Below are 25,276 nucleotides of genomic sequence, written 5' to 3' on the forward strand. Positions count from 1 at the left end.
GAATGACGAACATGAAGGCGATGTGGATCGGCGCGGCTGCGCTGGCGCTGGCGGCGGGAGCGGCGCAGGCGCAGACGGCGGTCGGACCCTATAATGTCGCGCTGATCGCGGGCGGCGTGGGCATGGCCAAGCCGGTCGCTGGCGGCGCGGGCAGCACGTGGACATTGCGGCTGTGGGTCGCGGCCGATCGCCCCGCGGCCGGCCTCGTCCGCATCGCCGGGCTGGGGGACGGCACTGCCGGTCGCTATATCGGCCTGCGCGACGGCGTGCCCGTCCTGATCGACGGGGCGGTGGTGACGGCTGGATCGCGGCGCATGGCGTCGGGCTGGCACGCGCTCGCGCTGACGAGCGACGGCACGATGCTGCGCCTCTATGTCGACGGTGCGCAGGCGGCGCAGGCCAAGGCCGCGCCCGCCGGCACCGAGACGATGCTGCAGATCGGCCCGCGCGCCGCCGGCCAGCCGGGCTTCGCCGGCCGGATCGCCGGGCTGACGCTCGACCGCGTCGCGGCGACGCCGGCCGCGCTGAAGACCGATGCCGGCCGCGCGCCCGATGCGAGCCTGATCCAGTTCGCCGATGCCAGCCCGCACTGGCCGCTGCAGGTGAAGCAGATGCAGGGTCAGGTGGCCCCGCAGGATCCGGCCACCCTCCCCCACAGCGCCACCCCGCCCGCCGCGCCGGTCGCGCAGCCGCTGCCGCAGGCGCCGGTGGTCGAGGCACTTGGCGATGCGCGCTGGGCGCTGAACGGCTGGCGGCTGGCCGCCGCGCCGACCGTGTCCGGCGACGGCGCGACGCTGTCGCGACCCGGCACCGACACCAGCCATTGGTATGCCGCGACCGTGCCCGGCACCGTGCTGACGACTTTGGTCGATCGCGGCGTCTATCCGGATCCGGCCTATGGCCTCAACAATCTGGCGATCCCCGAAAGCCTCGCGCACCAGGATTATTGGTATCGCACCGAATTCACGCTGCCGCCCGAAGCGGCCGGACGCCATCTCGAACTGCTGTTGCAGGGCGTGAATTATCGCGCGACCGTGTGGGTCAACGGCCAGCAGGCCGGAAAGGTCGTCGGCGCATTCGCGCGCGGGTCGTTCGACGTCGGCGCATTGCTTCGCGCGGGCACCAACGCGATCGCGATCAGGGTGTCGCCGCCGCCGCATGTCGGCCTCGCGCACGAGGAATCGCTCACATCGGGCGTAGGCGAGAATGGCGGCGAGATGATGCTCGACGGCCCGACCTTCGCCGCGACCGAGGGATGGGACTGGATCCCGACGATCCGTGACCGCAATACCGGCCTGTGGCAGGGCGTCGAGTTGCGCGCGACCGACGCCGTCACGATCGGCGATGCGCAGGTGGTGACGACCCTGCCCAAGCCCGACAACAGCCTCGCCGATGTCGAGATCGACGTGCCGCTCCACAATGCGGCGGCACACCCGGTCAGCCTGACGCTCACCGCCGCATTCGACGACGTCAAGGTGACGCGTACGGTCACGCTGGCGGCGGGCGCGAGCCAGACCGTGCGCCTCTCGCCCGACACCGATCCGGCGCTGCGCGTACACAACCCGAAATTGTGGTGGCCGAACGGCTATGGCGCGCCGGCGCTGCACGATCTGCACCTGTCGGCGGCGGTCGACGGCCGCGTGTCGGACAGCAAGGCGATCCGCTTCGGCATGCGGCAGGTGACCTATGAATTGTCGCTGCTGGATCATGACGGCGCGCTCGAACGCGTCGCGGTCGACCTGCCCAAGGCGCGCCAGCTCGGCACGCCGATCGTCGATGTGCGGCACGAAGCGATCCGGCAGGTGCCGGGCGGCTGGGCCTATTCGTTCATGCCGGGCGCCGAGACCTCGCCCGCCGTCACCCCGATCAAGGGCGATGCCGGGCTGTCGCCGTTCCTCGTGCTGCGCGTCAACGGCGTGCGCATCGCCGCGCGCGGCGGCAGCATCGGCATGGACGACTTCATGAAGCGCGTCGGTCGCGCGCGGCTGGAGCCCGATTTCGCGCTGCACCGCGACGCCCACGTCAACATCATCCGCAACTGGATCGGCCAGGATACCGAGGAGAATTTCTTCGCGCTCGCCGACGAATACGGCATGATGGTGCTGAACGATTTCTGGGAATCGACGCAGGATTACAATATCGAGGCGCAGGACGTGCCCTTGTTCCTCGCCAATGCGCGCGAAGTGGTGAAGCGTTTCCGCAATCATCCGTCGATCATCGTCTGGTTCGGCCGCAACGAGGGCGTGCCGCAGCCGATCGTCAACGAAGGCCTTGCCGACCTGATCGAGCATGAGGACGGCACGCGCCTCTACATGTCGTCGTCCAACCGCATCAGCCTGCACGACAGCGGCCCCTATAATTGGCGCTCGCCCGAGAAATACTTCACCGAATATTCCAACGGCTTCGCGGTCGAGGTCGGCACGCCGTCCTTTCCCACACTGGAGGCGTGGCAGCGCGTAATCCCGCCATCCGAGCAATGGCCGATTAGCGATACATGGGCACATCACGACTGGCACCAGACCGGCAATGGCGCGGTCGCCAGCTTCACCGACGCGATGGCACGCGAATTCGGCCCGGCGACCAGCCTGCCCGATTTCGAGCGCAAGGCGCAATTGCTGGAATATGAGAGCTATCGCGCGATCTTCGAGGGGATGAATGCCGGCCTGTGGACCACCAATAGCGGCCGCATGCTGTGGATGACGCAGCCGGCATGGCCCTCGTCGGCGTGGCAGATCTTCTCGTCCGACTATGACACGCACGGCGCCTTCTACGGCGTCAAGAAGGCGTCGGAGCAGGTCCACGTCCAGATGAACCTGCCCGATCACAAGGTGATCCTCGTCAATAACGGCCAGACGCCGCTCGCCCGCGTGACGGTGACGGCACGGGTCGAGGGGCTGGACGGGCGCGTGCTGGCGGAGAAGAGCGCCGCGCTGTCGCCGGCCGCGGGCGCGGTCGCGCCGGCCTTCACGCTCGATCTGGAGCCGCTGATGGCGAACGGACCGGTGCTGGTGCGGCTCACCGCGACCGACGCGAGCCATGCGATGCTGTCGGACAATTTCTACTGGCAGGCGCGCGATCCGGAGGCGCTGCGCGCGCTGACGGCGATGCCGCAGGTGATGCTGACCGGCCAAGCGGCCCTCGCAGCGGACGGCGCCGACAGCGTGGTGACGGTCGATCTCGCCAATCCGGGCAAGACCGCTGCGATCACCACCAAGCTCGGCCTGTTCGATGCCGCCGGCAAGCAGGTGCTGCCTGCTTTTTTCAGCGACAATTACGTCTCGCTGCTGCCGGGCGAGCGGCGCCGCGTGACGATCCGCGCGGCGATGACGCTGGCGGGCGCGGCGCCGGTCGTCCGCGTGCGCGGCTTCAACGTCGCGCCGACGACGATCGCGACACATTGACCGGGCCGATCAAGGCCCGGCGCATGGGAGAGACGGGATGCGGAGGATATTCGGTGGGCTGACCCTGGCGGCCTGCATCTGCGCGGCCGCCGGCGCGCAAGGCGTGGGCGAACGGCCGGCATCGGTGGCGGACTATGCCAAACCGATCGCCTATCCGCATGCCGACGAGGCGCAGGTGCGGCTGCACTTCAACCGCGCGCGGGCGATCGCGAAAGATGATCTCTACGTCTATTTCGATACGCTCTGCATCCAGGACCAGATCTACAAGGAGCGGACCAACAACGCCCAATATCTCGGCCTCATCCCGGCGCAGCGCGTGTTCGACGAGCTTTATTATGTCGGGCAGATGATGGTCGGCGCGTGGGCGCTCAAGACGCGCGACGGCATCATCCTGTTCGACGCGCTCAACAACAAGGACGAGGCGCGCGAGATCGTCGTCGCCGGGCTGCACCAGATGGGGCTGCGGCCCGAGGACGTGAAATATGTCGTCATCACCCATGGCCACGGCGATCATTATGGCGGCGCCCGATATTTCCGCGACACCTATGGCAGCCGGCTGGTCGCCTCGGCCGAGGATTGGGCGTTCATGGCCAAACCGTCGCGCATCAGCGCGATCAGGCTGTTCGATCCCGCGCCGCAGCCCGGCCCCGGCGATATCGTCGTCAAGGACGGGGACACGCTGAAGCTGGGCGAGGCGGTCGTCCGCTTCGCGCTGACGCCGGGCCATACGCCGGGCACGCTCTCAAGCATGTTCGACGTCCACGACAATGGCGTGCGCCACGTCGCCGGTTTCTATGGCGGGATCGGCCTGCCCGCGGCGGCCGATGCGCGCCACCAGCAGATCGCATCGCTCACGCGCTGGATGGACATCACGCGCATCGCGCGGGTCGACGCGCAGATCGGCAACCACCCGCTCCATTTCGACGGGCCGGCACGGCTGGAGGTGCTGAAATATCGCGCCGCCGGCGCGCCGAACCCGTTCGTGATCGGCGGGCCGGTTTACCAGCGCTACATCGCGCTCCAGCGCGAATGCGTGAAGCTGGCGCTCGCCCGCGCCGGCGAAGCGACGCCGTGAGGCTTGGGCTCAGGGCTTGCCGCCCGTCGGATCGGCGACCTTGATCGGCTCGGCCGTCACGGGCTTCTCCGGCGGCGGCACGAAGTAGAAGAACATGTCGAGATCGCCCGCCCGCTGCGGATCGCTTTCGCCGATCAGCAACGCGCGGCCGTTCCCGCTGGTGACCCCGCCGAGATATTCGGCATTGAGGTAGATGCGCTTGCGCCGCTTCAGCACCAGCGCCGCCTGCTCGCGCTTGGTAAGCTTCGTTTCGATCGGGGACAGCGGCGTATCCGCCACCTCGATCCAGACGAACTGGCTGCGCAGCCGGATGCGGCCGAGCACGCGCATCGCCCGCTTCTCCAGCTCCATCAGCGTCTTCTCGCCCGCGCCGAACATGTGCCGCTGCCACAGATGGAGGAAGGCCTCGGCCTGCTGCGACGGCGTCCAGACGATCTCGTGCTCCTTGACCGTGACCGTGCCGAGCAGCCGCAGCCGCTGCGTGCCGAACGGCGCCGGATTGGCGTCCATCATGTTCTGCCAGTCGGTCAGCTCGGTGCGCGTGGTCGGATAAGGCAGCTCCAGCTCGATATCGACGATCGGGTCGAACGGCTGCGGCTGGACGCGCAGCGGCCCGCGATCGACCGTGAAGATCAGCCCGCGCAAAAACGCCTCGGGATCGAGTTCTATACCGTTGGCGATCACCCCGTCCGCCAGCAACTCGGTGACGCCGCTGGCGCCGCTCATCGCGATCCGCGTGAGCTGCAGCGCGTCGGGCACGCCGTTGATGTTGGCGCAGAGCGTGTCGAGCGCGTCCTGCACCGTGCTCGTATCGGCCAGCAGGTCGCAGCCCGGATCGTAGGAGGTGCGCGCGGCGGTAGCGAAGCCCGCGCTGAACATGATCGGCGCGACCGGAGGGACGCCCGCCGGTGGCGTCAGGCTCGCGGTGACGCTGAACAGGTCGGCCGCCTTGGCCGGATCGAGCGCGGCCATCACCGCCACAAGTCCCTGCGCGTCGGTCGCCGCGCCGCTGCCGTCGAGCGTCACCGACGCGTCGTTCGCCCAGGTCACCGTCACGCCCGGCAGCGGCAGCCCGCCGCGCAGCACCAGCACGCGCAGCGGCGCGCGCAACGGGATGAAGCCGCTCGCGGTGGGCGTGTCGCCGAGGAAGGCCGACTGGCCGTCGCCGCCGGCATAGAGCAGTTCGATCTGCTCGGTCAGCGGCAGGATGATCGGGCGGCAATCGGTCGGGTCGGCGCTGGCCGAGGGGGCGATGGCGAGCCGCGCATAATGGATCGCCGGCCCGTCGGGCATGCGCGGGGTCGGCACGCCGGGGCTGTCCTCCGGCCAGTCGATCGTGCCGTCGACCCGCGCGGTAAAGCTCCAGTAATCGCCCCGCCTGTACAATGTATCGCCCGCCACGGCGGTGCGCAGCGTGACGCGGACACCGTCGCCGAGGTCGATCTCCTTGGAGGCGGATGCCCCATCCGGCACGGCGGCCGCGACCACGCTGAAATCGGGCAGCGGCTCCCACAGCCGCAGATACCAGTCGGTGCCGAGCGTTGCCGTGGGGGGCAGCGCGGTCGGGTCGCCGTCGAGCGTGATCGTGTCGCTCGAAACCTGCGCCACCTTGAACAGGCGCGTCTGCGCCTCGGCCTGCGTCGGATCGACATCGTCGTCGATCGACACGATCTCGGCGCCCGATCCCGGCGCGAACCAGTTGCCCGCATCCAGCACCGGCGGATCGACCGTGAGCGCGCGGCCGGTATAGCCGGTGATGCGCACCATCACGCTGGCGTTGCGGCGCGAGAATTTGAGGCGCAGCCCATCGAGCCCGTAACGCGCACCATCGACCGTCGGATAGCCGGCGACGGCCGTGCCGCCGTCCACCTCGACCCGATAATGCAGGTTTTCCAACCGCATATAGCCGCCTGCTGCGGCCGGTGAGCAGAAGTTGGTGGCGGCCGTGCCGGGATCGACCCGCGCCGCCAGCCGGCCGCTGGAGGGCGCGACCAGTTTGTCCCAGTCGGGCAGATCGTCGCCGCACGCCGGCGGCGCGCCGCTCGCCGAAAGCGTCAGCGGCATTGCGAACACCTGCCAGTCGACATAGCCGCGCCCCGATGCAGCGGCATCGGCCAGCGCCTTGTCGGCCAGCGCGCGATCCTCGACCGGATCGACCAACCGCACCACCGCCTTGAGCGTGACCAGCCCCCCGGCGGTCGGGATCGGATCGGCCGGATGCGGCTGGGTATCGAGCGTGCACGGCGCGAGATTCTCGACCAGCAGCCCGTCGAGATACAGCCGGCCGACCGAGATCGTCCCGCCCGCACCGATCTTGAAGCCGGCGGCGTGGAACGGCACGGCCGGGCTGCCGAGCATGTCGAGCGCCTCAATCTCGATCCGCTCGGCAGCCGAGGCCGCTTCCTCGTTCAGATCGACGTCGAGCAGCACCTGCCCCTGCCGCGCGACCACCGATCGGGGGCGCCGGCCCCCCGACAGGCGCGCGGCGGGACGCGATGAATCGTTGCGGATGGTCACGGCACTATTCTCCGTTGGCAGCTTGCCCTGCTGCGCGTGTCGTCGAGGATCGCGCCCTCCAGCGCGGCGGGAAGATAATCGGCGAACAAGGCGGTCACGTTGGCGACGCGCATCGGCTCGCCGGTCGCGGCGAAGGCGCCCATCTCCTTGCCACCCTCCCCGCCCGCCCGGATTGCGGGCGCGCAGAGCGGCGACAGCAGGCCGAGCGTCGGCTCGTCGCCGTCGGTGTCGAGGAAGACCGGGACGAGGCCCAGCGCCACCGCCGCCGCATCGTCGGGCGCCAGCATTTCGAGCCCGAGCGCCTTCGCCCGCGCCGCGATCGCGAGATCGGGCTGGCAGCGGTAGCGGCGCGGCGTGGTCGATCCGGCGGCGATCGCGCTGTAGCGCACGCACCCCGTCTGCCGGCGCGCGACCGTGACCGACTGCGCGAAGATCGTCCCGGTCGCGTTGAGCGTCCTGACGGTCGCGCGCGCGAGCAACGTCACGTCGCTCAGGTCGACGTCGAAGCCGCCGCCCTGAATGGCATAATCGCCGTCGGTATCGAGCAGGATCGAGCGGGTGACGGCCAGTTGCCCGGTGCCCCCCATGCCCAGCGCGATCCGGCCGAGGATCGAGCGCTCGACCTTGATCGCCAGTCCCGCCGCCGCTGCGGCAAGCTCGACCGAATTGGCGGCGGCCGGCCGGCTGGTGACGTGGCGCAGCCACAGCGTGCTCAGCGCCCCATCCCCGACCGAGACCGCGCCCGCCAGCGCCAGCCCGTCGAGCACCAGCGCCCCCGGCCGGCTGCCTGCCGGCATCGTGCCGGCGACGACATGGACGTGCGCGCGCACCGCGAAGCTGCGACCGCTGCGCACGATATAGCCCACGCGATCCGCCGCATCGACCACGCCCGGCACCGCCCGCTTCGGTCGCCATTGCGCGGCGACGACGTGCAGCTCGGTGCCGCCGCGCATCGTGACGGTGTAATTGGGCTGCAGCGTCTCGGCATCGCAGCGCGCCAGCAGGATGAAGCCGCGCGCGGCATGCGCCTCCGCCGCCCACGCCGCCAGCGCATCGGCCAGGGTCGCCACGTAAGCCGGCCCGATCCCGTCGACATCGACGATCCGCAGGAAATCATCCGGGCGCACGTCGGCGGGCACGTCGGCGGCGCTACGGTCGTGCGCGCCCGCGCCGATCGCGTCGCCCTGGCCGTAGCCATAGGCAAGCCGCGCCTCGACCACCTCGTCGGCGGCCTTCTTGGGCTTGGCGAACACCGCGCGCCCGGTCGCAGGATCGAATGCCGCGACGATCGGCGCATCGCCCTTCTTGATCTTGAGCCCGGTCGCGCTGGCGGCCGACCATTCGTAATGGCGCGTCGGATCGGGGCGCGGGGCGCCGGTGGGCACCGCCTCCAGGTTCGCGATCAGCAATTGCTCGGGCGGCACGCGCACGAACGCCGCCCCGCCGCCTTGCCGTCGCACGAACAAGGTGAAGGGCTGGCCGGCGGCGAACCACGATGTCGAGGGCGCGGGCAGGCCTTGCAGCGCGGCGAGCCGCAGCGCCTCGGTCTCGCGCGCCAGCGGCAGCCGGCGCAGCCGGTCGATCCGCGCCGGGCCGGTCATGCGCCCACCGCCGAGCGTGTCGCGCCGATCGGGATTGACCAGCGGCAACCGCGCTTCGGCGAAGGGCGAGAGCTGGAAATAGCCCGCCGGCGCCACGCTGCCGACCCGCCACGGCAGCAGGACGGGAACGCCGGCCAGCTGGGCCCGCGTCGCGCTGTCGCCCGCCGGGGCCGGAAAGCCCGGTGCGGTCAGCCGCACGTCGTGAACACCGACATTGGGCACGCCGTAACGCCCACCGGCGCGCGCGATCGAGCGGACGTCGGCCACCCGTGCGGTCAGGTCGAACGCCGTGCCGGCGCGCGCACCGACGTCGCCGTCGACCAGCGACGCGGTGCCCGGCCGCTCCGGGCGTGGATCGATCAGCGCGGCGGTGCGCGCCAGCCGCTGATAATATTCGACCACCACCGCACCCGGCAGACCGAGATCGGCGGCGAGCCCCTCCAGCGCGCCGGGCGTGCCCTTGCGGCGGCGATAGCGCACCGTGTTGGCGATGAAGGCGCGCGGGCTGAACCTCGCCTCGGCCGGCAGCGGCACCAGATGCTCGGCCCCGACCAGCCGCGCGAGATTGTCGAGCCCGATCGCGTCGGCCGTCTCGACGAACATGTTGGCGAGCAGGCGGTCGGTTTCGCGGTCGAGCGCGACCGCCCCCGTCGCCAGCGCCGACAGGAAGGCGAGCAGCGCACCGCCGCCTGCCTGATCCACGACGCGGACATGCGCCGGCAGCAGGCCGTAGAGGCGCTGCGCGGCGGCTTCCAGCGCGTCGGTCATGTCGTCAGCCCCGTCAGGGTGAGCGCACCGGGATCGAGCGCGACGCGGATTGCGGGCACGACATCATCGCCGGTCACAGTAGGTCCGTTCGCCACGATCGGATCGCTCGCGCCGCCATCGAGCGTCACGCGCGACGCGACCACGCCCGCGACGCCCTGCACCGCCGCCATCACCTGGCTCGCCCACAGGGATGCGCCGAACGGCCGCGCATCGGCGCCGAAGCCGGCGAGCAAAGCCGCGCGCACCGCCGCCTCCACCGCCGCGCGGTCGAGCGCCGGATCGCTGTCGAAGCCGATCGCGGCGGCGATCAGCCGATCGGTGAAGCCCAGGATGCGCGGCGGCCGGCCGGGCGCGCTCGCGCCGGCGATGGCGGTGGCGAGCGCGTCGATCAGCGTGGCGCTCGGCTGCGGCTGGGCCGGATCGCTGGCGGCGATCGTCAGCACGATCTCGCGCCGCATCCGGATGCGCAGCTCGACTGCGGTCGCATGGGCGACGCCGCGATAGGCGCGGGCGAAGCGCGCATAATCATCCAGCGCCACCACGCGATCGAGCACCGCGATCGTATCGCCGGCATTGCGCATGTCCGCGGCGGTCGCCGCGTCCGATCCGCCCTCGCCACGCACGACGTTGGCGACCTTCGACACGCCCAGCACCGGCGTGGTCATCATCGACGCCGCGCTTGTGTCGATGTTGCCGATCGCGCCGCCGCCCACGCGATAGGTCGCGGTGACGCTGTTGATCGCGGTCGGCAGGCGGCCGGCGAACTGGACCTCGAACGTGCCGTCGCGGCGCGGGCGCAGTCGCCACGCGCGATTGTCGGCGAGGTCGAGGAAGCGCTCCGCCATCATGTAGCGGCGGCCGACCACCGCCACCTGCGCCGCCGGCGCATAGCCCAGCGCACCCGGCGCGGGAACATAGGCGACCGGCTTGGACGCCAGGACGTAAGTGGGCGCATCGCGCGTCGCGCTCGACGAGCCGAGCAATTCGGGCGGGTTGGCGATCGTCGCCCCCTGCGTCGCATCGACTGCATTGGCGGCGACGGTCAGCCCGTCCGCCTTGAATCGGGTCGCGAGCGGTGCGGCGAGGATCAGCAGCGTCTCGCCGCCATCGGCCTGCACGCTCGCGAGCGTCGCCAGCTCGACCTGCGCCACACTCGCGCCGTCCACACCCTGCACCACCAGCCGCCGCCCCGGCGCCAGCGATCGCGCCGCCGTGCCGAGCACAGGCAGGCGATCGGGCGTGGAGTCGTCGGGCAGCGTCTCTTCCGGGTCGGGCAGCGCGAGCAGCTCCAACCGCTGCGTCTCGACATAGATTGCGAGCGCGCGCAGCTGGTCGTTGAAGCCGCCGTCGGTCGCGCCCTTCTCGGTTTCGATCCCGTCGAGGGTAATGCGCGTCACCGGCCCGCTGAGGTTGAATGCGGCACGATGCGCGTCGTTCGCCGTCTTGATCCGGCCGATCTGTCGCAGGCTGCCCGCAGCGAACAGGGCGAAGCTGCCGGGGATCGCCTCCTTGACCGCGCTTTCCAGATCGACGGTGCCGTCGGACGGCAGGGTGAAGCCCGTCCAGTCGGTGTCGGTCGAGGTCGGGTTGACCGTCTTGAAATCGGGCGCGTTGCCGCCGAACGCACCCGTCCGCACGCCGAGGATCACCACCGTGCCCGCGGTCGGCCCGGTGCCGTCGGCGACGGGAAGCTGGCCGGTCAGCGCGATCGTCGTCATCGCCTGCGGGGCGGCGGGATCGACCACGTCGCCCGTCGCCGAGGCCGGCGGCGCGGGCGTGCGGACGATGCCGGCGACGCGCGCGAACAGCCAGCCACCGGCATCGCAGGCGACGATCAGCGCGTCGCCCACCGCCGCGAGCACGTCGACCCCCTTGACGACGAGCTGGGTCGTCGCCGCGACCGTCACCACCGGTTTGGTCGGCGGCAGACGCTTGAAGCCGCGCCGACCGACCGGCATCTCGAAATCCAGCGTTTCGGTCTTCGCAAACGCCTTCTTGACGCCGGTCACGGTGACGAACACCGGCGGCACAGCGACCCCGCGCCGCGCCACCAGTCGGTTCCACTCGGCGCGCGCGTCGAGATCGGCGCCCGTCTCGAACGGCACGGGCGGCTTGCCATCCTTGGGCAAGGTCGAGACGCGCGTGCCCGCCGGCACCAGCGCCCTCGCCACGGCACCCGGCGTCGCGTCCATCTCGAACGCCAAAGTCGTCGCGGCCGCGATCGCCGGGCGCGGGACGTAGCCGATCAGCCGCGTCAGATCGATCAGCGAGCCGGTGTCGTTGCTGGTCGCGAGCGTGCCGTCGTCGGCGATCCGCGCGGCGGCGAAGCCGAGCACGGCGAGCGCGGAGGCATAGGCATCGGCCACCGCCATCGCCGGATCGGCCGGATCGCGCGTCGTCAGCCGGTCGAGCGCGCTCTGCCCGCCGATCGCGGCGTCCATCGCGGCGAGCAGCACCGGCTGGCCGAAGCGGTCGAGCGCGCCGATCGGCTCGGGCGCGTCGCCGCAATCGCCGTCGCACGCCGTGGTGCCGCAGCCGCAAAGGCCCGGCGCGGTCACAGCCCGCCGCCCATGACGATCGTCAGCCGACCCAATTCGGGCCGGCTCGCATCGTCGGCCAGCTTGAGGATTTCGGGCCCGTTCGGCTGGATCACGCCCGCCGCCAGCTCGCCCGCCGCGACCCGCGCCCAGCGCTGGAAGCGCGTCACCCGCGCCGCCGACACGCCCGGCACCGCCATCACCGCCGCGATCAACTGGCTGAGCTGGAGCGCGGTCGCGAAACCGAAGCGGTCCGGATCGAAGAAGGCACCCTTGCCGCCGAACGAGGGGCTGAGCGCGCGCCGCACGCGCAGCGCCACGTCGGCGGCGACGGCATCGGCCATGGCGCACACCTCGATCGCGATATCGAGCGGCGCCGGCCGCGCGGCCGTAACCGCGACGTCGAAGCCCATCATGCGATAGCGTTCGAGCCCGGCGGCGACGCCCCCCTCGAACGCGGCGTCGATCGTCGCGCCGCCGACCCGGTCGACATAGACCAGCATCGTCCACCACGCGCCGGTCCACACCGGGATCGCCAGCGCATCGGCCACGCCGGGCAGGCGCCGCGCGAAGGTAGCGTAATCCGCCGCCGTGATCGCGCGCTCCTGCCGCCAGAACGCTTCCGGCGCGCGCGATCGGATGCTGGCGGCGCTTTCGGGGTCGGCGCCGCCCACCGCGGGCAAAGGATTGGTGACCGCGAGCCTCGCCGCTTTCTGCGCGTCGGGCAGCACGACATGGGCGAGCGCGTCTGGCCCGAGATTGGCGGCGATGCCGGTGCCGAAGCGGCCATGCACGCCCAATGACGCCCCGGCGACCGGCGCGAGACCGTTGATGTTGTCGCCGAAGCGCAGCACCGGATTGCCGTCGATCGCGGTCTCGACCACCACGTCGCGCGCGAACGGATCGCTCGCGAGCAGGTCGGCCCGCGCCGTCCAGCTCTCGAAATCGTCATCGAGCGCCAGCGCCGGCAGCACGTCGCCGACATCGACCGCGAGCAGGGTCGCGGCAGCACCGTTCCCCGGCGCACCGCCTACCCGCGCGAGCGGCAAGGACAATGCCCCCGGCAGCCGCACCTCGGGCGCCCACGCGCCGTCGTCGGGCGGCACCGGCGGATCGAGCGCCGGCCGCAGCGCCGCTGCCTCGAACGCATTATAGCCGAGCGTGGCGACCGGCGGCAGCGACACGCCATGTTCCGCCACCGCGATATTGGCGCGCGCGACCGCGCCGGTGATGAAGGCATCCGCCAGCGTGCCGTCCGGATCCTTCACCTGCACCGCCAGATCGAAGCCAAGCGCGTCCTCGGCCGCCCAGCGCACGTCGACCAGCGCCACGCTCGTGGCGAGCGGATCGGCGGTCGGCGTCACCGCGATCAGGCGGACGATCTGCCGCCGCTCGCGGCGCGCATCGGCGACGAGGCCGGTCACGGGCGAGCGCGTCTCCTCAAGCAGCAGCAGGTCGCCGACCGCGAGGCCGCCCGTGCCGCCGCTCGCGTCGACCAGGGTCGCGGCGGTCGCCCCCGCGCAGAGCAGGCATTGGTCGTCGCCCCACGTGTAGATCGCAATCTCGCCGCGCCACTGCCACAACGGCATATCGGCCAGCGTCTCGAACACGATCGGGGCACCGCTCAGCAGCCGGCGATAGGCGGCGATGTCGACCACGGCGGGCAACATCGCGTCATAGGGCAGGAGCGGCGTGCCCTGCGCCAGCACCATCCCGTCCACCACGCCGCCATCGAACCGCAGCGACGCGAAGGTGCGCGCGCTCGCGCCCTCGCCGATCGCATAATCGACCAGCCGTGCATGCCGGCGCAGCGACGATCGCGCGCGCGCCGTGCCGATGAACGCCTCGGTGCCGACCCAGTCGAGCCGATAGCTCGCCTGATCGGCGTCGTAGGCGAGCGCCTCGATCAATGTGGTCGTGAAGTCCGCCGCCTGATTGAGCCCGAAACCGGGCACCAACGCCGCCATGCGATCCAACATGAGCTGGCGCAGTTGCTCATAGTCGCGCGCGGTATAATCGAGCGGCGGCCCGGCGACCGCGTCGGCGCCCGGCGGGCAATCGGGCGCGCAGTCGAAATCCGACGGACAATCGACCTTGAACGAGAAATCCACCGAGGCGAGCCGCGGATCGATGAACGCCGGCGGCCGCTGGTAGTCGGGCCCGCGCACGAGGGTAAGCGTATAGGTGGAGAAATCGACGTCGGTGCCGGCCGGGAAGGTGATTTCCAGCCGCGTGCAGGCAGCGAGGGTCGGCTTGGCGGCGACGCTGCCCTTCGGCGCCGCGATCCGCTCGCCGCCGGTCAGTGCGACGGTGGCGTCGGTGACGGTGCCCGAGGTCAGCGCCACCGGCTTCACCAGATAGACGATCAGCTGCAGCGGCGGCCCGACCCGCACCTCCAGCCAGTCGATCCCCGTCAGCCCGGCCGGCCCGGTGGTTGCGACCAGCATCCGCCGCCGCGCGTCGCCGCAGCGATAGACCACGCCCGTCACAGCCGATCCTTCCGCAGCACGGCCTTGGCCATCGTCTTGGAGCGGATGACCTCGTAGACCACCTCGATCGTCAGCGCGGCATCCGTCTCATCCCACGCGACGGTCAGGTCGCGCAGCGTGAGCAAGGCGGCGAGCTGCTGGTCGATCGCCGCGTGCAGCGCCGCCTCCAGCGCATGCGCCACCGCGCCGCCCGACGGCGCGAACAGCATCTGCGCGACCGGGCTGCCGAAATCGGGCCGCATCACGCGCTCGCCGGGCATGGTCAGCACCAGCAGCTCGAGCATCTGCCGCACATGCGCGTCGTCGCCATAGGAGACGGCGGCGGCACGCCCGCTGGCGGCGGCGGCGAATGGGAAAGCGAGCCGGCTCATGTCGCGATCACCCGCGCCTGCACCTGCACCACCAATGGCGGCCCGGCGGGTATCATGTCGGCCGACAGGGTCAGCGCCACCGGCGGCGCGGTCAGCAGCGGCTGGCCGCCCGCGAGCACGCGCGTCGCGCCCATGATCCATTGCGTGGTGGTGCAGGGCTGCGGCTTGGCCGGCGGCACGGTGAAGACGCAGCCGGCGATCAGTCCCTGATCGGTCACCACCGCCGCCGGCATGCCGCCCAGCATCACGCGCGGCGACGCGGCGACGATCGTCAGCATGCCGCCATGCGGACAGGTGAGGGTCGCACCCATGTGGAGCACCGGCCCGGCCATCAGGTCACCGTCAGCGCGCCGCTGTTGATGACGACCGACGGGCCCACCAGCGCGATCGTCGCGACCCCGTTGGTGATGACGATACCCGCCGCGCCCATCGTCAGCATCTGCCCGGCGGGCGTCATCACCAGCACCTGCTGCGCCGGATTGTCCGACAGGGTGACGGTCACCCCGGTCGTGGTCTGGAAATGGATGTTCGGCGTCGCCGGCGTGGCACCTGCTAGCGCGAGCGGCGGGAAGGTGCCGCCGCTGTCGCCCCAGAAGCCGCCGGTCCAGATCGGGTAATCGGCGTCGCCCGCTTCGAACTCCACCCACACCTGCGAGCCGACCGCCGGCAGCGCCACCGCGCCCGAATTGAGCCCGGCCGACATGAAGGCGGGCAGCGCCCAGCTCGACGGGAACAGGCCGTAAATGTCGGCGAGCTGCACCATCACCCGCCCCTGGTTGCGGGGATCGAGGTTGTTGAGCACCGTCGCGCGATACTTGCCATAAAAGCGCGGACCCTCGCTCATACCGGCAGCGCGGGCAGGTTGGAGACGAGGCCGTCGCGCGCGAGCTGGAAATTCTGCTTCCAGCTCCCCCGGCTGACCGTGTCGGTGACCGCGCGGACGTACCACAGCCCGTCATAAGCGAGGCCCGCCCCGCGCACCCCCACCAGCCGTCGCGCCGCGAGCGGCTGGCCATAACGCGCGACGTCGAGCGCGCCCGAGCCGGTGATCGGGTCGGCGCGCGTCCGCCCCGCCAGCAAGGCGCCCAGCACGTCGGGCAGCTTCAGCCGCTCGGTCGGGATGGTCTTGAACTTGGTCGGGATCAACGGCCGCGCGCTCAGCGGCGGGTTGAGGATGCCGACGTCGGGCACCGGCACGGGGATCGAGATCGGCCCGACCTTGACGAAGCCGATCGTCATCTCCGCCCCCGCGCCGTCGGCCGAAAACGCCAGCTGCTCGACGTTGGAGGCGTGATCCATGTCGACCGACAAGGCCGGCTGCGGCACGCCGATACGCACCTGCGGCCCGAAATAAGCGGTGTTGGTGCCCGGCGCCGGCCCCGGATCGACGTAGAATTCGTAACCGGCATCCTTCGCCAGTTTGTCGATATACTGGAAATCGGTGCCCTTCTGCGCGGGCGTCTTGTCGGTGGGATCGGTCACCGCCTCGAACGGCGCCGGGATCGGCACCGGGATCACGCCGAACATCGCATATTTGGCGAGCATCAGCGCCACCCGCGCGAAGCTCGGCATCATCGGATAGGGCATGCCATCCAGCGGCACGAGATCCATGTAGGCGGTCACGTCGTGCCCGCTCAGCACCAGCTTCGACTGGCCGGGCTTGGCCGACGCGGTGACGTCCTGCCGCCCGATCGGGCCGTCGCACAGCACGGTCGGCAGGCCGTTGATCGTCGCGATCAGGATGACGCGGATCAGAGGATCGAAATAGCCGGCAGCCAGCAACGTCGTCGCGATCGGCGAGGTCTTGGAATAGACGAAGCTGATCTGCCAGCCCGATCGCTGGCCGACCGCGGTCGTCACGGTCGCGCTTTCCAGCGCATCGATCACCGCCGCCGGCGCGGGCGCCACCGCGACCGGCCCGATCAGCAACGTCAGCGTTATGCCCTTGAGATTAGCCACCGGACAGCTCCAGCGGCAGCGGGATCACCAGCAACCGCGCGGCGGGCATGCAGGCCTCCGCCGGCCGCTCGACCCCATTTGCGTCGCAGACGCGCCAATATTGCAGCGGATCGCCGTAGAAGCCGTCCGCCACCTGATCGATCCGCTCGGCGGCGACGGTGCGATGGCGGTCGAGCGGCTGGTAGCGATCCATGTCGGGGATCACCCGCCGGCCGATATAGGGCACCATCTCGCCGTCGGGCGCGACATAGGTCTGGATCGTCTGCCGGGCGTAGCGGCTGCTCGGGCCCGGCGTCATGGCGCACCCGTCAGGCCGAGGGTGGAGAGCGCGGGTGCGGTGCGCCGCGCGAAGCTCTCGCGCCGCTGCGCCTGCGCGAAGAACAGGGCCGCACCCTTCGATCCGTAGGTCAGATCGTCATTCGACAGGATGCGCAGGCCGAGCGTGATCTTGGCGCGGATCGGGTTGAGCTGGGTGTCGAACGCCTCCTCGACCACGCCGAATTCGGTGACGCGCACCGGCAGCACGCGGCGCGGCCCCAGCACCACCAGCACCAATGGCGACGGCAGCGGCAATATCTCCAGCGTGCCGGTGTCGGCGAGCGTGTCGGCGGCGATCAGGTCGGCCACCGCTGGCGCGATGATCGTCTCCAGATCGGCCAGTTCGGGCAGGATGCCGTTGGCGACCGTCTCGGGGTTGCTTGCCGGCTGCTCCAGCCGGTCGGTCGCGTCGAGCTCGATCTCCAGCCGCAGCGTCTCGACCGGCGCGCCGCGCAGCCGCAGCGCCTCCAGCCGGTCGCCGGTCTCGCTCGCCGCCTGGCGCGGCGTCAGCGTGCGGGTGAGCGTGTCGGGATTATACTGGAAGGCGACGCTGCGCAGCACCGCGCGGCCGTCGCCGTCCATCAGCACGAAGCCGCCCTTGAGGGTGCGCGGTGAGCGGGGCGAGGCGCTCATCCCTTGCCCTTCTCGCTGGTCTTGCGACCGGCCATCACGTCCTGCATCAGCTTGAGCGGGCTGATGTCCTTGGGCTCGATCGAGATGTCCGACAATTTGGGCCAGCGCATGCCCTCGGCCGACGAATAGCCGATCTCGCCGACATTGACGCGGATGTTGCCCGGCAGCGTGTATTCGAACGCCGCGACCGGGTAATTCCATTGATATTCGAGCGCATGCCACGCGGCGTAGACCGTTGCCGTCAGGTCGACGCCCAGCTTCGCCTTGGGCACCACGTCGATGAACGCCTTGCCGCTGAAGGCGAAGCCGCCTTTCTCGTAATTGGCGGCGATGTCGACCGTCGCATCGGCGCTGATGCCGAGGCTCGGCCGCACCGTCACGCCGCCGTCGATGCCGACCGCGCCTCCCGCCACCTCCGCGCCGATCCGCGCGCTGATGCGCCCGGTCAGCGAGAAAGATGTCGGCACGACGAACTTGCCCTTCAGGCTGGCGGTGACGTTGGGATTTTCCTCCAGCGGATCGAACTGGCCGCTCAGCTCGACGCCGGTCACGCGTCCCGGCCCGACGCCATAGGCGATGCCCACCCCCGCCTCGATGTTGATCGCGGCGTTCACCGCCGGGATCGGGGTCGGGATCTTGAAGCTCGGGCTCGCCTTGATGAGGTCGCGCTCGCCGCCTTTCTCGGGCCATTTCTTGAACAGCTCGAAATCCGCGACCTTGACCGATCCGCTGATCGTCAAATGGCCGCCCTTGGTGAGCTTCACCCCCAGCTCGGGCGTGATCTTGTCGGTCAGCGCGTAGCTGAGATTGCCCTGCCCGGTCAGTTCGCCGGCATCGTCGATCTCGACATTGACCTTGCCCTTGGCCTTCTTGTTCTTCGTCTCGACATTGACCGCGCCCTTGCCCCACATCTTGCCGGGCTCGCCGCTCTTCTGGCGGTAGAAGACGGTGACGTTGCCGTCCCACTGGCGATAATGGATCGTCGTCGCGCCCTGCAGGTCGAGCTGGTCGTCGGCATAGCGCCCCTTCAATGTGACATTGTCGACGATCGGGAACGGCTTCGGCCAGTCGAGGCTGCCGGTATAGACCAGCCCCGCCTGCGCCCACGATGCGCGCAGGTCGATCACCTTGTCGCGGATGCCGGCCTTGATCCCGCCCTCGGCATAGGTGACGAACTTGTCGCCCTCTTGCCGGAAGCCCAGCGCGACATCGACCGTGGCATTGGGGATCTTGCTGCTGCTGGCGGTGAGCTTGCCCGACCAGCCATTGTCCTGATCGTAGGCGAACTCGCCCTTCGCATCCTTGATCCCGGGCAGCGCCTGCGCCGGGGTCAGCGTGCCGTTGGCGTAGAGCTTGTTATCCTTGGCGCCGGCGTTGAACTCGCCGTTGATGATCGGCTTGGCTGCCGGCCCGATCGTGAACTTGAGGTGCCCCGACGGCTGGAATTTCGGCCCCGACGCATCGGCGAGCGTCAGCGCGAGATTGCCCTCGACGAAATTGATGCCTGGCACCGGCGACCTGAACTTCTTCGCGTCGAGCGGCGCCTTGGCCTCCAGCAGATCCTTGCCGAAGCGGATCTGCACGTCGGGCAGGAACTTGAGCGTCGGGTGGATCACCCCCTCGCCCGAGATCGACCCGTCCGACGCGATCTCGAACGAGGTCAGCGCGCCGGGGCTGAGATAGGGATAATAGAAACCGAGCTGCTTGGGCTTCGGCTTGGCGAAGGCGATCCTGCGCGTTTCGCCGCTCGCGGCCGCCGCCGCGCCTTCGCTCTTGGCGAGGCCGCCGACCGAGGTCGGCTGGGCGGGTGCCGTATCCACCTCGGCGGTGAGCGACACGTCCTTGTCGTTCGGCAGCTCCTTGACCGCGCCGCTGTCGAGCCGCGCCGCGACATGATCGATCGCGACGGCGCTCTTCTTCGCCCCCTTGCCCCTCTTGTACGTCTTCAGCCGCATGCCGGGGATCACGCGGCGCGCGGCGGCGTCGATACGCGTCTCGTCCGGCCCGATCCGCACCGTCTCGCCGAAGCCGCCGGCGGTGAGCGTGATCGGCACCGCCTGCGCGTCGGCCTTGACCTCGGCCGAGCCCTTGACGTGGCCCGCGCGCAGCAATGTCTCGATCTTGAAGCCCGCGTCCTGCTCGGGATCGTTCGGCACGGCGACCTGCTGGAAGCGGATCTGCACGCGCTTGGCATTCGGGCGATAGCGCTGGTCGCGGATCAGCTGCACCAGTTCGACGATCCGGGCATAGGTCTGCGTGCCCGAATCCTGGTTCTTCTTGGCCGGCAGCAATTGCAGGTTGGTGGGGATGCTGGTGCCGCCAATCTGCTTTTCCACGATATGGTCGATATCGAAGCCCGAGCCGGCGAGCCCGTCTTTCTCCATGCCGTCGACCGCCGCCTTCACGCCGGCATCCTGCAGCGCCTTGACCACCGGCGCCTTGGTCGAGGTCTTTATCGCGCTGCCCAGATCCTTCATGCTGGTGAAGCCGAGATTGCCGAGCCAGATGCGCTGATATTCGCCGCTCGAGCCTTCCTCCTTCCACGCAGCACTGGTCTGGTCGGCATTGTCGGTGGTGAAGACCAGCCGCCCCTCGGCCCCGCCGGCATTGGCATAAGCCTGCTTCACCCACGGCCCCGCCCCCTTGGGCAGCGGCAAAGTGAAGCTCGCTTTGTTGACCACCACTTCGGTCGCGCCCGCGCCAGTGGGTGTCTCCTTCACCAAAGCGAAACCGGGTGGCAGGCCGGTGGTCGGTCCCGCTGCCGTCTTGGCCGAGCGCCCGGCGGCAGGCGGCGTCGCGCGCATCAGCGCCGGCGCGCCGACGCGGGTGAGCGGGCCGACGCGCTCGCCCGCCAGCAAGGCCGCCGCCGCGCCATCGGCCTCCGCCTCCAGCGCGCGATCGGCGCCGTCGGCGATCGGGCCGTCCGCCTTGTGCTGCACCCCGGCCTGCTGGACGGTGTGCGCCAGTTCGTGCGCCAGCAACGCGGTGCCGGCATCGGTGCCCGGCGCATATTGGCCGGCGCCAAACACCACGTCCGATCCGGCGGTATAAGCCAGCGCGCCCGCCTCGTGCGCCGACTGCGCCGCGTCCGGCCCGTCATGGATGCGGACATGGCCGAGATCGCGCCCGAAGCCCGCCTCCATCTGCGCGCGCACCGGCCCGTCGAGCGCACGGCCGCCTTCCGGGCGCGGCACGGTGACCGGCCCGCCGCCCCCCGGCGCCTTGCGCTGCGCGCGCACAGGCTTCGGCCGTTCGGCAAGGAGGATCATGGCCGCCCCCCCGCCATCGCCGCGACGATCCGCTGCGCCACCTGGTCCGCGATCCCCGCAACGGTCGCGCCGCCACGCACCTCGCCCGCGTCGAGCCGCAGCGCCGCGCGCGGCATGTCGGTGCCGGCCGCCAGCGCCCGTTCGATCGCCGCCGGCAGCGCGTCGGCCAGCCTTTGCCCCTCGCCGTGCGACGCGGCGCTGACCACCAGGGTGCCGATCTCGACACGGGCAGGGGCGGCGGTCATGCCGCGCCTCCGATCGCGAGCACCGGCATCGGCTGGCCGCTCTTGGCGAGCTCGTCCGCCAATGCCTCGACCACCATCGCCGCGCGCACCTCCGTACCGGCGGCGGCGGCCGCAAACGCCGCGCCGAGCGCCGCGTTGCGGATCGCGCCGCCCGAGAGGCCCACCGTCGCCAGCGCCCCCCACGTCGCCTCGTCCAGCGCGAGCGGCGTGCCCGGCGGAAAGGCGCGCCGCCAGATCGCGCGCCGCTCGACCTCCGACGGCAGCGGGAAATCGGCGACGAAGCGGAAGCGCCGCAGGAAGGCCGCGTCGATCGACGCCTTCAGATTGGTCGTGACGATCGTCAGCCCGGTGAACGCCTCGATCCGCTGGAGCAGGTCGCCAACCTCGGCATTGACGTGGCGATCCGACGCCTGGACCACCTGCCCGCGCGCGCCGAAGATCGCGTCGCCCTCGTTCCACACCATCGCCGCGCCGGTGCGCTCGGCCTCGGCGAAGATGGCGGCAATGTTCTTCGACGTCTCGCCGATATATTTGCTGGTGAGCTGCGCGAGATCGACCTCGAGGATCGGCAGGTCGAGCGCGGCGGCGATCACCTCGGCCGCCATCGTCTTGCCGGTGCCGCTCGGCCCCGCGAACAGCGCCGCGACCCCGGTGCCGCGTCCCCCCATCCGCGCGGCGAAGCCCCAGCCGTGCATCACCTGCTCGGCATGGCGGAGATGGCTCTCGATCCGGCGGAGCGTCGCCGCGAGCGCCTGCGGCACGACCAGATCGTCCCACCCGCCCTGCGGCTCGCGCCGGACGCAGCCCGTCACCGCGACAGGCGACACCGCGCGCGCCGCCGCCCGCCACAGCAATCGCGCCGCCGCGGTCGCATCGGGCTCGGCGGCGATGCGCGGCCCCGCCTCGGCCGCGACGCGCGCGAGCTGCGCCGCATCGAGCGCAAAGCGCCGCGCCGCACCGGCGATTGCCGGGCCGAGCCGCCGTGCCGTGGGCGCGCCGAACGCGCGCAGCCAGCGCGCCGCGACATCGTCATGCGCCTCGCTCGACGCCACGATTCGGATCGGTCGCGCGAGGCCGTGCGCGGGCGGATTGCCGAGCAGCACGACATGGCCGGTGAGATCGTCGAGCAGGTCGGCCGGCAGCGCCGCCTCCGCGCGGGCCGTCACCACCAGCACGGCCTCCTCCAACGCCGCATGCAACGCCCAGCGGCGTTGCCAGCGGCGGCGATCGACCGGATCGACAGGCAAGGCGTCGGGCAGCAGGCGGAAGGCGGCGAGCCCCAGCCCCGCCGCCGATGCCGCGACCTGATCCGCCCGCGCACCGTCGATCGCGACGATCGGCGACAGGCCATCCGGTCCGCGCTCGGCCAGCGCCAGCGCGAGCGCCCGGATCGCGCTCGCCGGCGCGGGTTCGGTGGGCTCGATCCGTCGCACCGCCGCGCCGAGCCACGGCTCGATCAATCCGCCGCCGCCCAGCCGGTCGAGCATCGCCGGGTCGAGACGCAACCGCGCCCGCACGCGCGGCCCCTCGCCGACATGCAGCACGTCGTGGCTGCGCAGCGCGCCCGCCAGCGCCAGATCATCCGGGGTTAGCGCCGGCAGCAGCCGCTGCGCCAGCGCGACCGTCACGCCGCCCGCCGCCTCCAGCCGCAGCGCGAGCGCCTCATCCGTTTCCGCCGCGAACAAAAGCTCGACCAAAGTGAGCGCCGCCGGCTCGAGTGCCAGCGCCGCACCCAGTCGCGCGAGCGGCAATGCCGGGTGGAGCGATGCCATCGCCGGCGCGCGGCCCTGCTCGAGCGCGTCGCGCCAGCGCGGGCCGACCGCCGCCAGCCACTCGGCCAGCGGATCGACCGCACGATCGGGCAGCACCGCCGTCCTCACGACACCGTCACCGTGTCGATCGCCAGCGTGGCGTCGGCATCCACCGCCGGCCGCGCGGTGATGTCGACCGTCGCGACCAGCGGCGCCGGCGCGAACACCTCATCGATGTCGAGCGTGACGGTGCTGGCGGTGATGCCCGCGCTCGGGCGGAACGGCGACTGGAATGCGGTCCACAGCCGCGACAGCATATCGGCGTCGAGCGCCTGCTGGCTGAGCGTGATCTGCTCGTACTGGCGCCACAATTGCTCGGTCGGCAGCGCCTGCAGCAGGCTGGGCGTCGGCGGCACCGCGATGCCGGCCAGGATCTGCTTGATCGTCGCGCGCGGGATGATCCCGAGCCGCGTGATCGCGTGCAGCGCCACGCCGAACACCATCTCGCGCTCCAGCGTGTCGCCGGTCGCGGCAATCAGGTAATGCAAATCGAGCGCGAGCGGCGCCTTGGCGACGCGCTGCCCCTGCCCGTCCACCGGCGTCGCGCGATCGCGCGGCGGCAGATAATCGAGCGGCGGGCTGTACGAATCGGGATCGAATTCGGGATCGATATAGGTGTTGCGCCACGCCGCATTGGGCGCAACGTGATAGAGGAACAGCAGTACGCTCGGCGTCTCGCCGCGGCCGCTCGGATCGGGCCGGAGCGGATCGCTGCGCGGCGGCGGCGCGATCGACACGATTGGCGCGGTGGCGGCGGCGCCATAGACCGCCTTCAGCGCGCGCTCGATCAAGGTCTGGATGACGAGCGTGGTGGCGGGGATGGCGTAATGCGCGCTCATCGCGGGCGGCCCGCGAGATAATCGGCGAGCGCGGGCCCAACCGGATCGCGCCGGCGCGGCGCACGCGGCGCGGGCGTGGCAGGCGGAACGACGCGCACCTCGATCCGCCCGATGCTCAGCGTTACCGGTGCTGGCGGCGACGCATCAGCGGGTCGCAGCGGGCCGGCAGGCGGAGGCGCCGGCGGCTGCCATGCAGGCTGCGGACGCGCCTCGACGATCGCGGGCGGGGGAGTTGGCTGGGCAGGCGCAATGTGCACGACCGGATCCGCCACCGCCGCCACGGGGCGAACGTCGGGCATGATCGGCGGCGGCGGCTCATCCGCAGCGATCACGAGCGGTGGGGCGGCTGCCACGGCCGGCGGCCCGATCACAACGCGCTCGATTACCTGCGCGGGCTCTTGCCTTGGCAGGACGATGGCAGTTTCCGCCGGCGCAGGGGCGATCACCGGAGGGGCGGGCTGTGCCGCGACCGGCGCCGTCGGCGTGCCCGGCGCCCGCGCGGGCGACGCCGGCTCGTCGGCCGGCTGCGGTCGTTCGGGCGGTGGCTCGGTCTCTTGCCGCGGCGGCCCGGCGACAGGGGCGGCAGCGGTCGCCGGGGCAGTCGGTGCCGGCTCCAGCGGCGCATCCACCTCGGCGAACGGATCGTCGATCGCCTCGGGCGCAGCCGCTACCGGCGCGCGTCCCGTCGCCGCGCGGACGAGCGCCGTCCAATAGCCGCTCATGCCGTCCGCCGGGGCGCTTCGCCCGACAGCAACGCAACGTAACGTGCGCGCCGCGCCGGCGACAGGCTCAATATCTCGGCCTCGGTCCAGCCATAAGCGCGCGCGATCAGGTCGATCTCGCGCAGATGCCGCTCGACCAGCCGCTCGATCGCCGTCGCGACGAACGCGGCGAGGTCGACCTCGACCGCCATCGGCTGTCCGCATTCGGCGCAGGCGGTGGCGAGGCGGACCACCGCCGCCGGATCGGCCATCTCGAACGCTGCCTCCAGCGCAGCGACCAGTTCGGGCGTGACCTCCGCCCCGGAGCCGAGGCAGGCGGCAGCCAGTGCGACCGGGGCGTCCTCGGGCGAGACCGATGCGATCGCCGCCAGATCCGCCATGCACGGCAGGCGCGCGCTCAACGCGGCCGGCCCGCTCGCCACCGGCACGCGCGCATCCGCAGCCGGCGACCCCAGCGCCGCGATCGCGTCGGTCGGCACGTTCAGTTCGTTGGCGGCGCCGCAGACGGGGCACGCCGCGACCGCCTCGATCGCGCCGCCGAGCAGCAGCCCGTGCAGCGCGATCAGCCGCTGGTTGCGCCGGCCAAGCGTATCCCGCTCGATCGCGGCGCCCGGCAGCGCCCGCGCCAGCACGCGGCCGAGCCGGGCATGCGCCGCTTCGTCGAGGGCACCGCCATCCCATGCGGCGATAAGGTCGTTCGGCCCAAGCGCCTGCATGGCGG

18 protein-coding genes are annotated in these 25,276 nt (G+C 71.1%); 2 read left to right on the forward strand and 16 right to left on the reverse strand.

Annotated features, from left to right (window positions below; all coding sequences use genetic code 11):
• Positions 1-11 precede the first annotated feature (11 nt).
• Both K8P63_RS12920 and K8P63_RS12925 read left to right on the forward strand, forming a co-directional pair.
• Positions 12-3,401 (forward strand): glycosyl hydrolase 2 galactose-binding domain-containing protein, encoded by a 3,390-nt coding sequence (locus K8P63_RS12920; RefSeq protein WP_223796436.1) that lies wholly within the window; start codon positions 12-14, stop codon positions 3,399-3,401.
• Positions 3,402-3,438: 37 nt separating this feature from the next.
• On the forward strand, positions 3,439-4,476 hold the full coding sequence (locus K8P63_RS12925; protein ID WP_223796437.1) for an MBL fold metallo-hydrolase: 1,038 nt from the start codon (positions 3,439-3,441) through the stop codon (positions 4,474-4,476).
• 9 nt (positions 4,477-4,485) lie between these two features.
• On the opposite strand, the gene K8P63_RS12930 is transcribed toward K8P63_RS12925, so the two are convergent.
• Genes K8P63_RS12930 through K8P63_RS13005 form a run of 16 tightly spaced genes read right to left on the reverse strand, consistent with a single transcriptional unit; the run spans position 4,486 to position 25,271 of the window.
• Positions 4,486-6,993: a DUF6519 domain-containing protein gene (locus K8P63_RS12930; protein WP_223796438.1), complete on the reverse strand. Its 2,508-nt coding sequence runs from the start codon at positions 6,991-6,993 to the stop codon at positions 4,486-4,488.
• On the reverse strand, positions 6,990-9,362 hold the full coding sequence (locus tag K8P63_RS12935; protein ID WP_223796439.1) for a hypothetical protein: 2,373 nt from the start codon (positions 9,360-9,362) through the stop codon (positions 6,990-6,992). Before K8P63_RS12935 ends, K8P63_RS12930 begins: the two co-directional genes overlap by 4 nt.
• Positions 9,359-11,920 (reverse strand): baseplate J/gp47 family protein, encoded by a 2,562-nt coding sequence (locus K8P63_RS12940; RefSeq protein WP_223796440.1) that lies wholly within the window; start codon positions 11,918-11,920, stop codon positions 9,359-9,361. The genes K8P63_RS12935 and K8P63_RS12940 overlap by 4 nt, the downstream gene beginning before the upstream one ends.
• A complete protein-coding gene (locus tag K8P63_RS12945; protein WP_223796441.1) occupies positions 11,917-14,388 on the reverse strand; it encodes a baseplate J/gp47 family protein in 2,472 nt (823 codons plus the stop codon). The genes K8P63_RS12940 and K8P63_RS12945 overlap by 4 nt, the downstream gene beginning before the upstream one ends.
• Positions 14,385-14,759 (reverse strand): GPW/gp25 family protein, encoded by a 375-nt coding sequence (locus K8P63_RS12950; RefSeq protein ID WP_223796442.1) that lies wholly within the window; start codon positions 14,757-14,759, stop codon positions 14,385-14,387. The genes K8P63_RS12945 and K8P63_RS12950 overlap by 4 nt, the downstream gene beginning before the upstream one ends.
• Positions 14,756-15,091 carry a DUF4280 domain-containing protein gene (locus tag K8P63_RS12955; protein ID WP_223796443.1) on the reverse strand — a complete coding sequence of 112 codons (336 nt, stop codon included), beginning with the start codon at positions 15,089-15,091 and terminating at the stop codon, positions 14,756-14,758. The genes K8P63_RS12950 and K8P63_RS12955 overlap by 4 nt, the downstream gene beginning before the upstream one ends.
• The gene (locus K8P63_RS12960) at positions 15,091-15,603 is read right to left on the reverse strand and encodes a phage baseplate assembly protein V (protein WP_223796444.1); all 513 of its coding nucleotides are present in this window, start codon (positions 15,601-15,603) and stop codon (positions 15,091-15,093) included. Before K8P63_RS12960 ends, K8P63_RS12955 begins: the two co-directional genes overlap by 1 nt.
• Positions 15,600-16,718, reverse strand: coding sequence for a hypothetical protein (locus K8P63_RS12965; protein ID WP_223796445.1), 1,119 nt, complete (start codon positions 16,716-16,718; stop codon positions 15,600-15,602). The genes K8P63_RS12960 and K8P63_RS12965 overlap by 4 nt, the downstream gene beginning before the upstream one ends.
• Positions 16,711-17,016 carry a hypothetical protein gene (locus tag K8P63_RS12970; RefSeq protein ID WP_223796446.1) on the reverse strand — a complete coding sequence of 102 codons (306 nt, stop codon included), beginning with the start codon at positions 17,014-17,016 and terminating at the stop codon, positions 16,711-16,713. Before K8P63_RS12970 ends, K8P63_RS12965 begins: the two co-directional genes overlap by 8 nt.
• Complete coding sequence (locus K8P63_RS12975) at positions 17,013-17,669, reverse strand: hypothetical protein (protein ID WP_223796447.1); 657 nt, start codon at positions 17,667-17,669, stop codon at positions 17,013-17,015. The genes K8P63_RS12970 and K8P63_RS12975 overlap by 4 nt, the downstream gene beginning before the upstream one ends.
• Positions 17,666-20,938, reverse strand: a complete 3,273-nt coding sequence (locus tag K8P63_RS12980; RefSeq protein ID WP_223796448.1) for an eCIS core domain-containing protein — start codon at positions 20,936-20,938, stop codon at positions 17,666-17,668. The genes K8P63_RS12975 and K8P63_RS12980 overlap by 4 nt, the downstream gene beginning before the upstream one ends.
• Entirely contained in the window at positions 20,935-21,183 is a 249-nt protein-coding gene (locus K8P63_RS12985) for a hypothetical protein (protein WP_223796449.1), read from the reverse strand. Before K8P63_RS12985 ends, K8P63_RS12980 begins: the two co-directional genes overlap by 4 nt.
• The gene (locus tag K8P63_RS12990; RefSeq protein ID WP_223796450.1) at positions 21,180-23,063 is read right to left on the reverse strand and encodes an ATP-binding protein; all 1,884 of its coding nucleotides are present in this window, start codon (positions 23,061-23,063) and stop codon (positions 21,180-21,182) included. The genes K8P63_RS12985 and K8P63_RS12990 overlap by 4 nt, the downstream gene beginning before the upstream one ends.
• On the reverse strand, positions 23,060-23,833 hold the full coding sequence (locus K8P63_RS12995; RefSeq protein ID WP_223796451.1) for a Pvc16 family protein: 774 nt from the start codon (positions 23,831-23,833) through the stop codon (positions 23,060-23,062). The genes K8P63_RS12990 and K8P63_RS12995 overlap by 4 nt, the downstream gene beginning before the upstream one ends.
• Positions 23,830-24,555 (reverse strand): hypothetical protein, encoded by a 726-nt coding sequence (locus tag K8P63_RS13000; RefSeq protein WP_223796452.1) that lies wholly within the window; start codon positions 24,553-24,555, stop codon positions 23,830-23,832. Before K8P63_RS13000 ends, K8P63_RS12995 begins: the two co-directional genes overlap by 4 nt.
• Complete coding sequence (locus tag K8P63_RS13005) at positions 24,552-25,271, reverse strand: hypothetical protein (RefSeq protein WP_223796453.1); 720 nt, start codon at positions 25,269-25,271, stop codon at positions 24,552-24,554. Before K8P63_RS13005 ends, K8P63_RS13000 begins: the two co-directional genes overlap by 4 nt.
• Between the last annotated feature and the right edge of the window lie 5 nt (positions 25,272-25,276).

The organism is Sphingomonas nostoxanthinifaciens, from assembly GCF_019930585.1.
Lineage (GTDB): Bacteria > Pseudomonadota > Alphaproteobacteria > Sphingomonadales > Sphingomonadaceae > Sphingomonas_I > Sphingomonas_I nostoxanthinifaciens.

Excerpts from the sequence above, each read along its gene's own strand:
- K8P63_RS13000 (WP_223796452.1), bottom strand. The coding sequence starts at position 24,555 with ATGAGCGGCTATTGGACGGCGCTCGTCCGCGCGGCGACGGGACGCGCG.
- K8P63_RS12995 (WP_223796451.1), bottom strand. The coding sequence starts at position 23,833 with ATGAGCGCGCATTACGCCATCCCCGCCACCACGCTCGTCATCCAGACC.
- K8P63_RS12960 (WP_223796444.1), bottom strand. The coding sequence starts at position 15,603 with ATGAGCGAGGGTCCGCGCTTTTATGGCAAGTATCGCGCGACGGTGCTC.
- K8P63_RS12970 (WP_223796446.1), bottom strand. The coding sequence starts at position 17,016 with ATGACGCCGGGCCCGAGCAGCCGCTACGCCCGGCAGACGATCCAGACC.
- K8P63_RS12985 (WP_223796449.1), bottom strand. The coding sequence starts at position 21,183 with ATGACCGCCGCCCCTGCCCGTGTCGAGATCGGCACCCTGGTGGTCAGC.
- K8P63_RS12955 (WP_223796443.1), bottom strand. The coding sequence starts at position 15,091 with ATGGCCGGGCCGGTGCTCCACATGGGTGCGACCCTCACCTGTCCGCAT.
- K8P63_RS12950 (WP_223796442.1), bottom strand. The coding sequence starts at position 14,759 with ATGAGCCGGCTCGCTTTCCCATTCGCCGCCGCCGCCAGCGGGCGTGCC.
- K8P63_RS13005 (WP_223796453.1), bottom strand. The coding sequence starts at position 25,271 with ATGCAGGCGCTTGGGCCGAACGACCTTATCGCCGCATGGGATGGCGGT.
- K8P63_RS12925 (WP_223796437.1), top strand. The coding sequence starts at position 3,439 with ATGCGGAGGATATTCGGTGGGCTGACCCTGGCGGCCTGCATCTGCGCG.
- K8P63_RS12920 (WP_223796436.1), top strand. The coding sequence starts at position 12 with ATGAAGGCGATGTGGATCGGCGCGGCTGCGCTGGCGCTGGCGGCGGGA.
- K8P63_RS12975 (WP_223796447.1), bottom strand. The coding sequence starts at position 17,669 with ATGAGCGCCTCGCCCCGCTCACCGCGCACCCTCAAGGGCGGCTTCGTG.
- K8P63_RS12935 (WP_223796439.1), bottom strand. The coding sequence starts at position 9,362 with ATGACCGACGCGCTGGAAGCCGCCGCGCAGCGCCTCTACGGCCTGCTG.
- K8P63_RS12980 (WP_223796448.1), bottom strand. The coding sequence starts at position 20,938 with ATGATCCTCCTTGCCGAACGGCCGAAGCCTGTGCGCGCGCAGCGCAAG.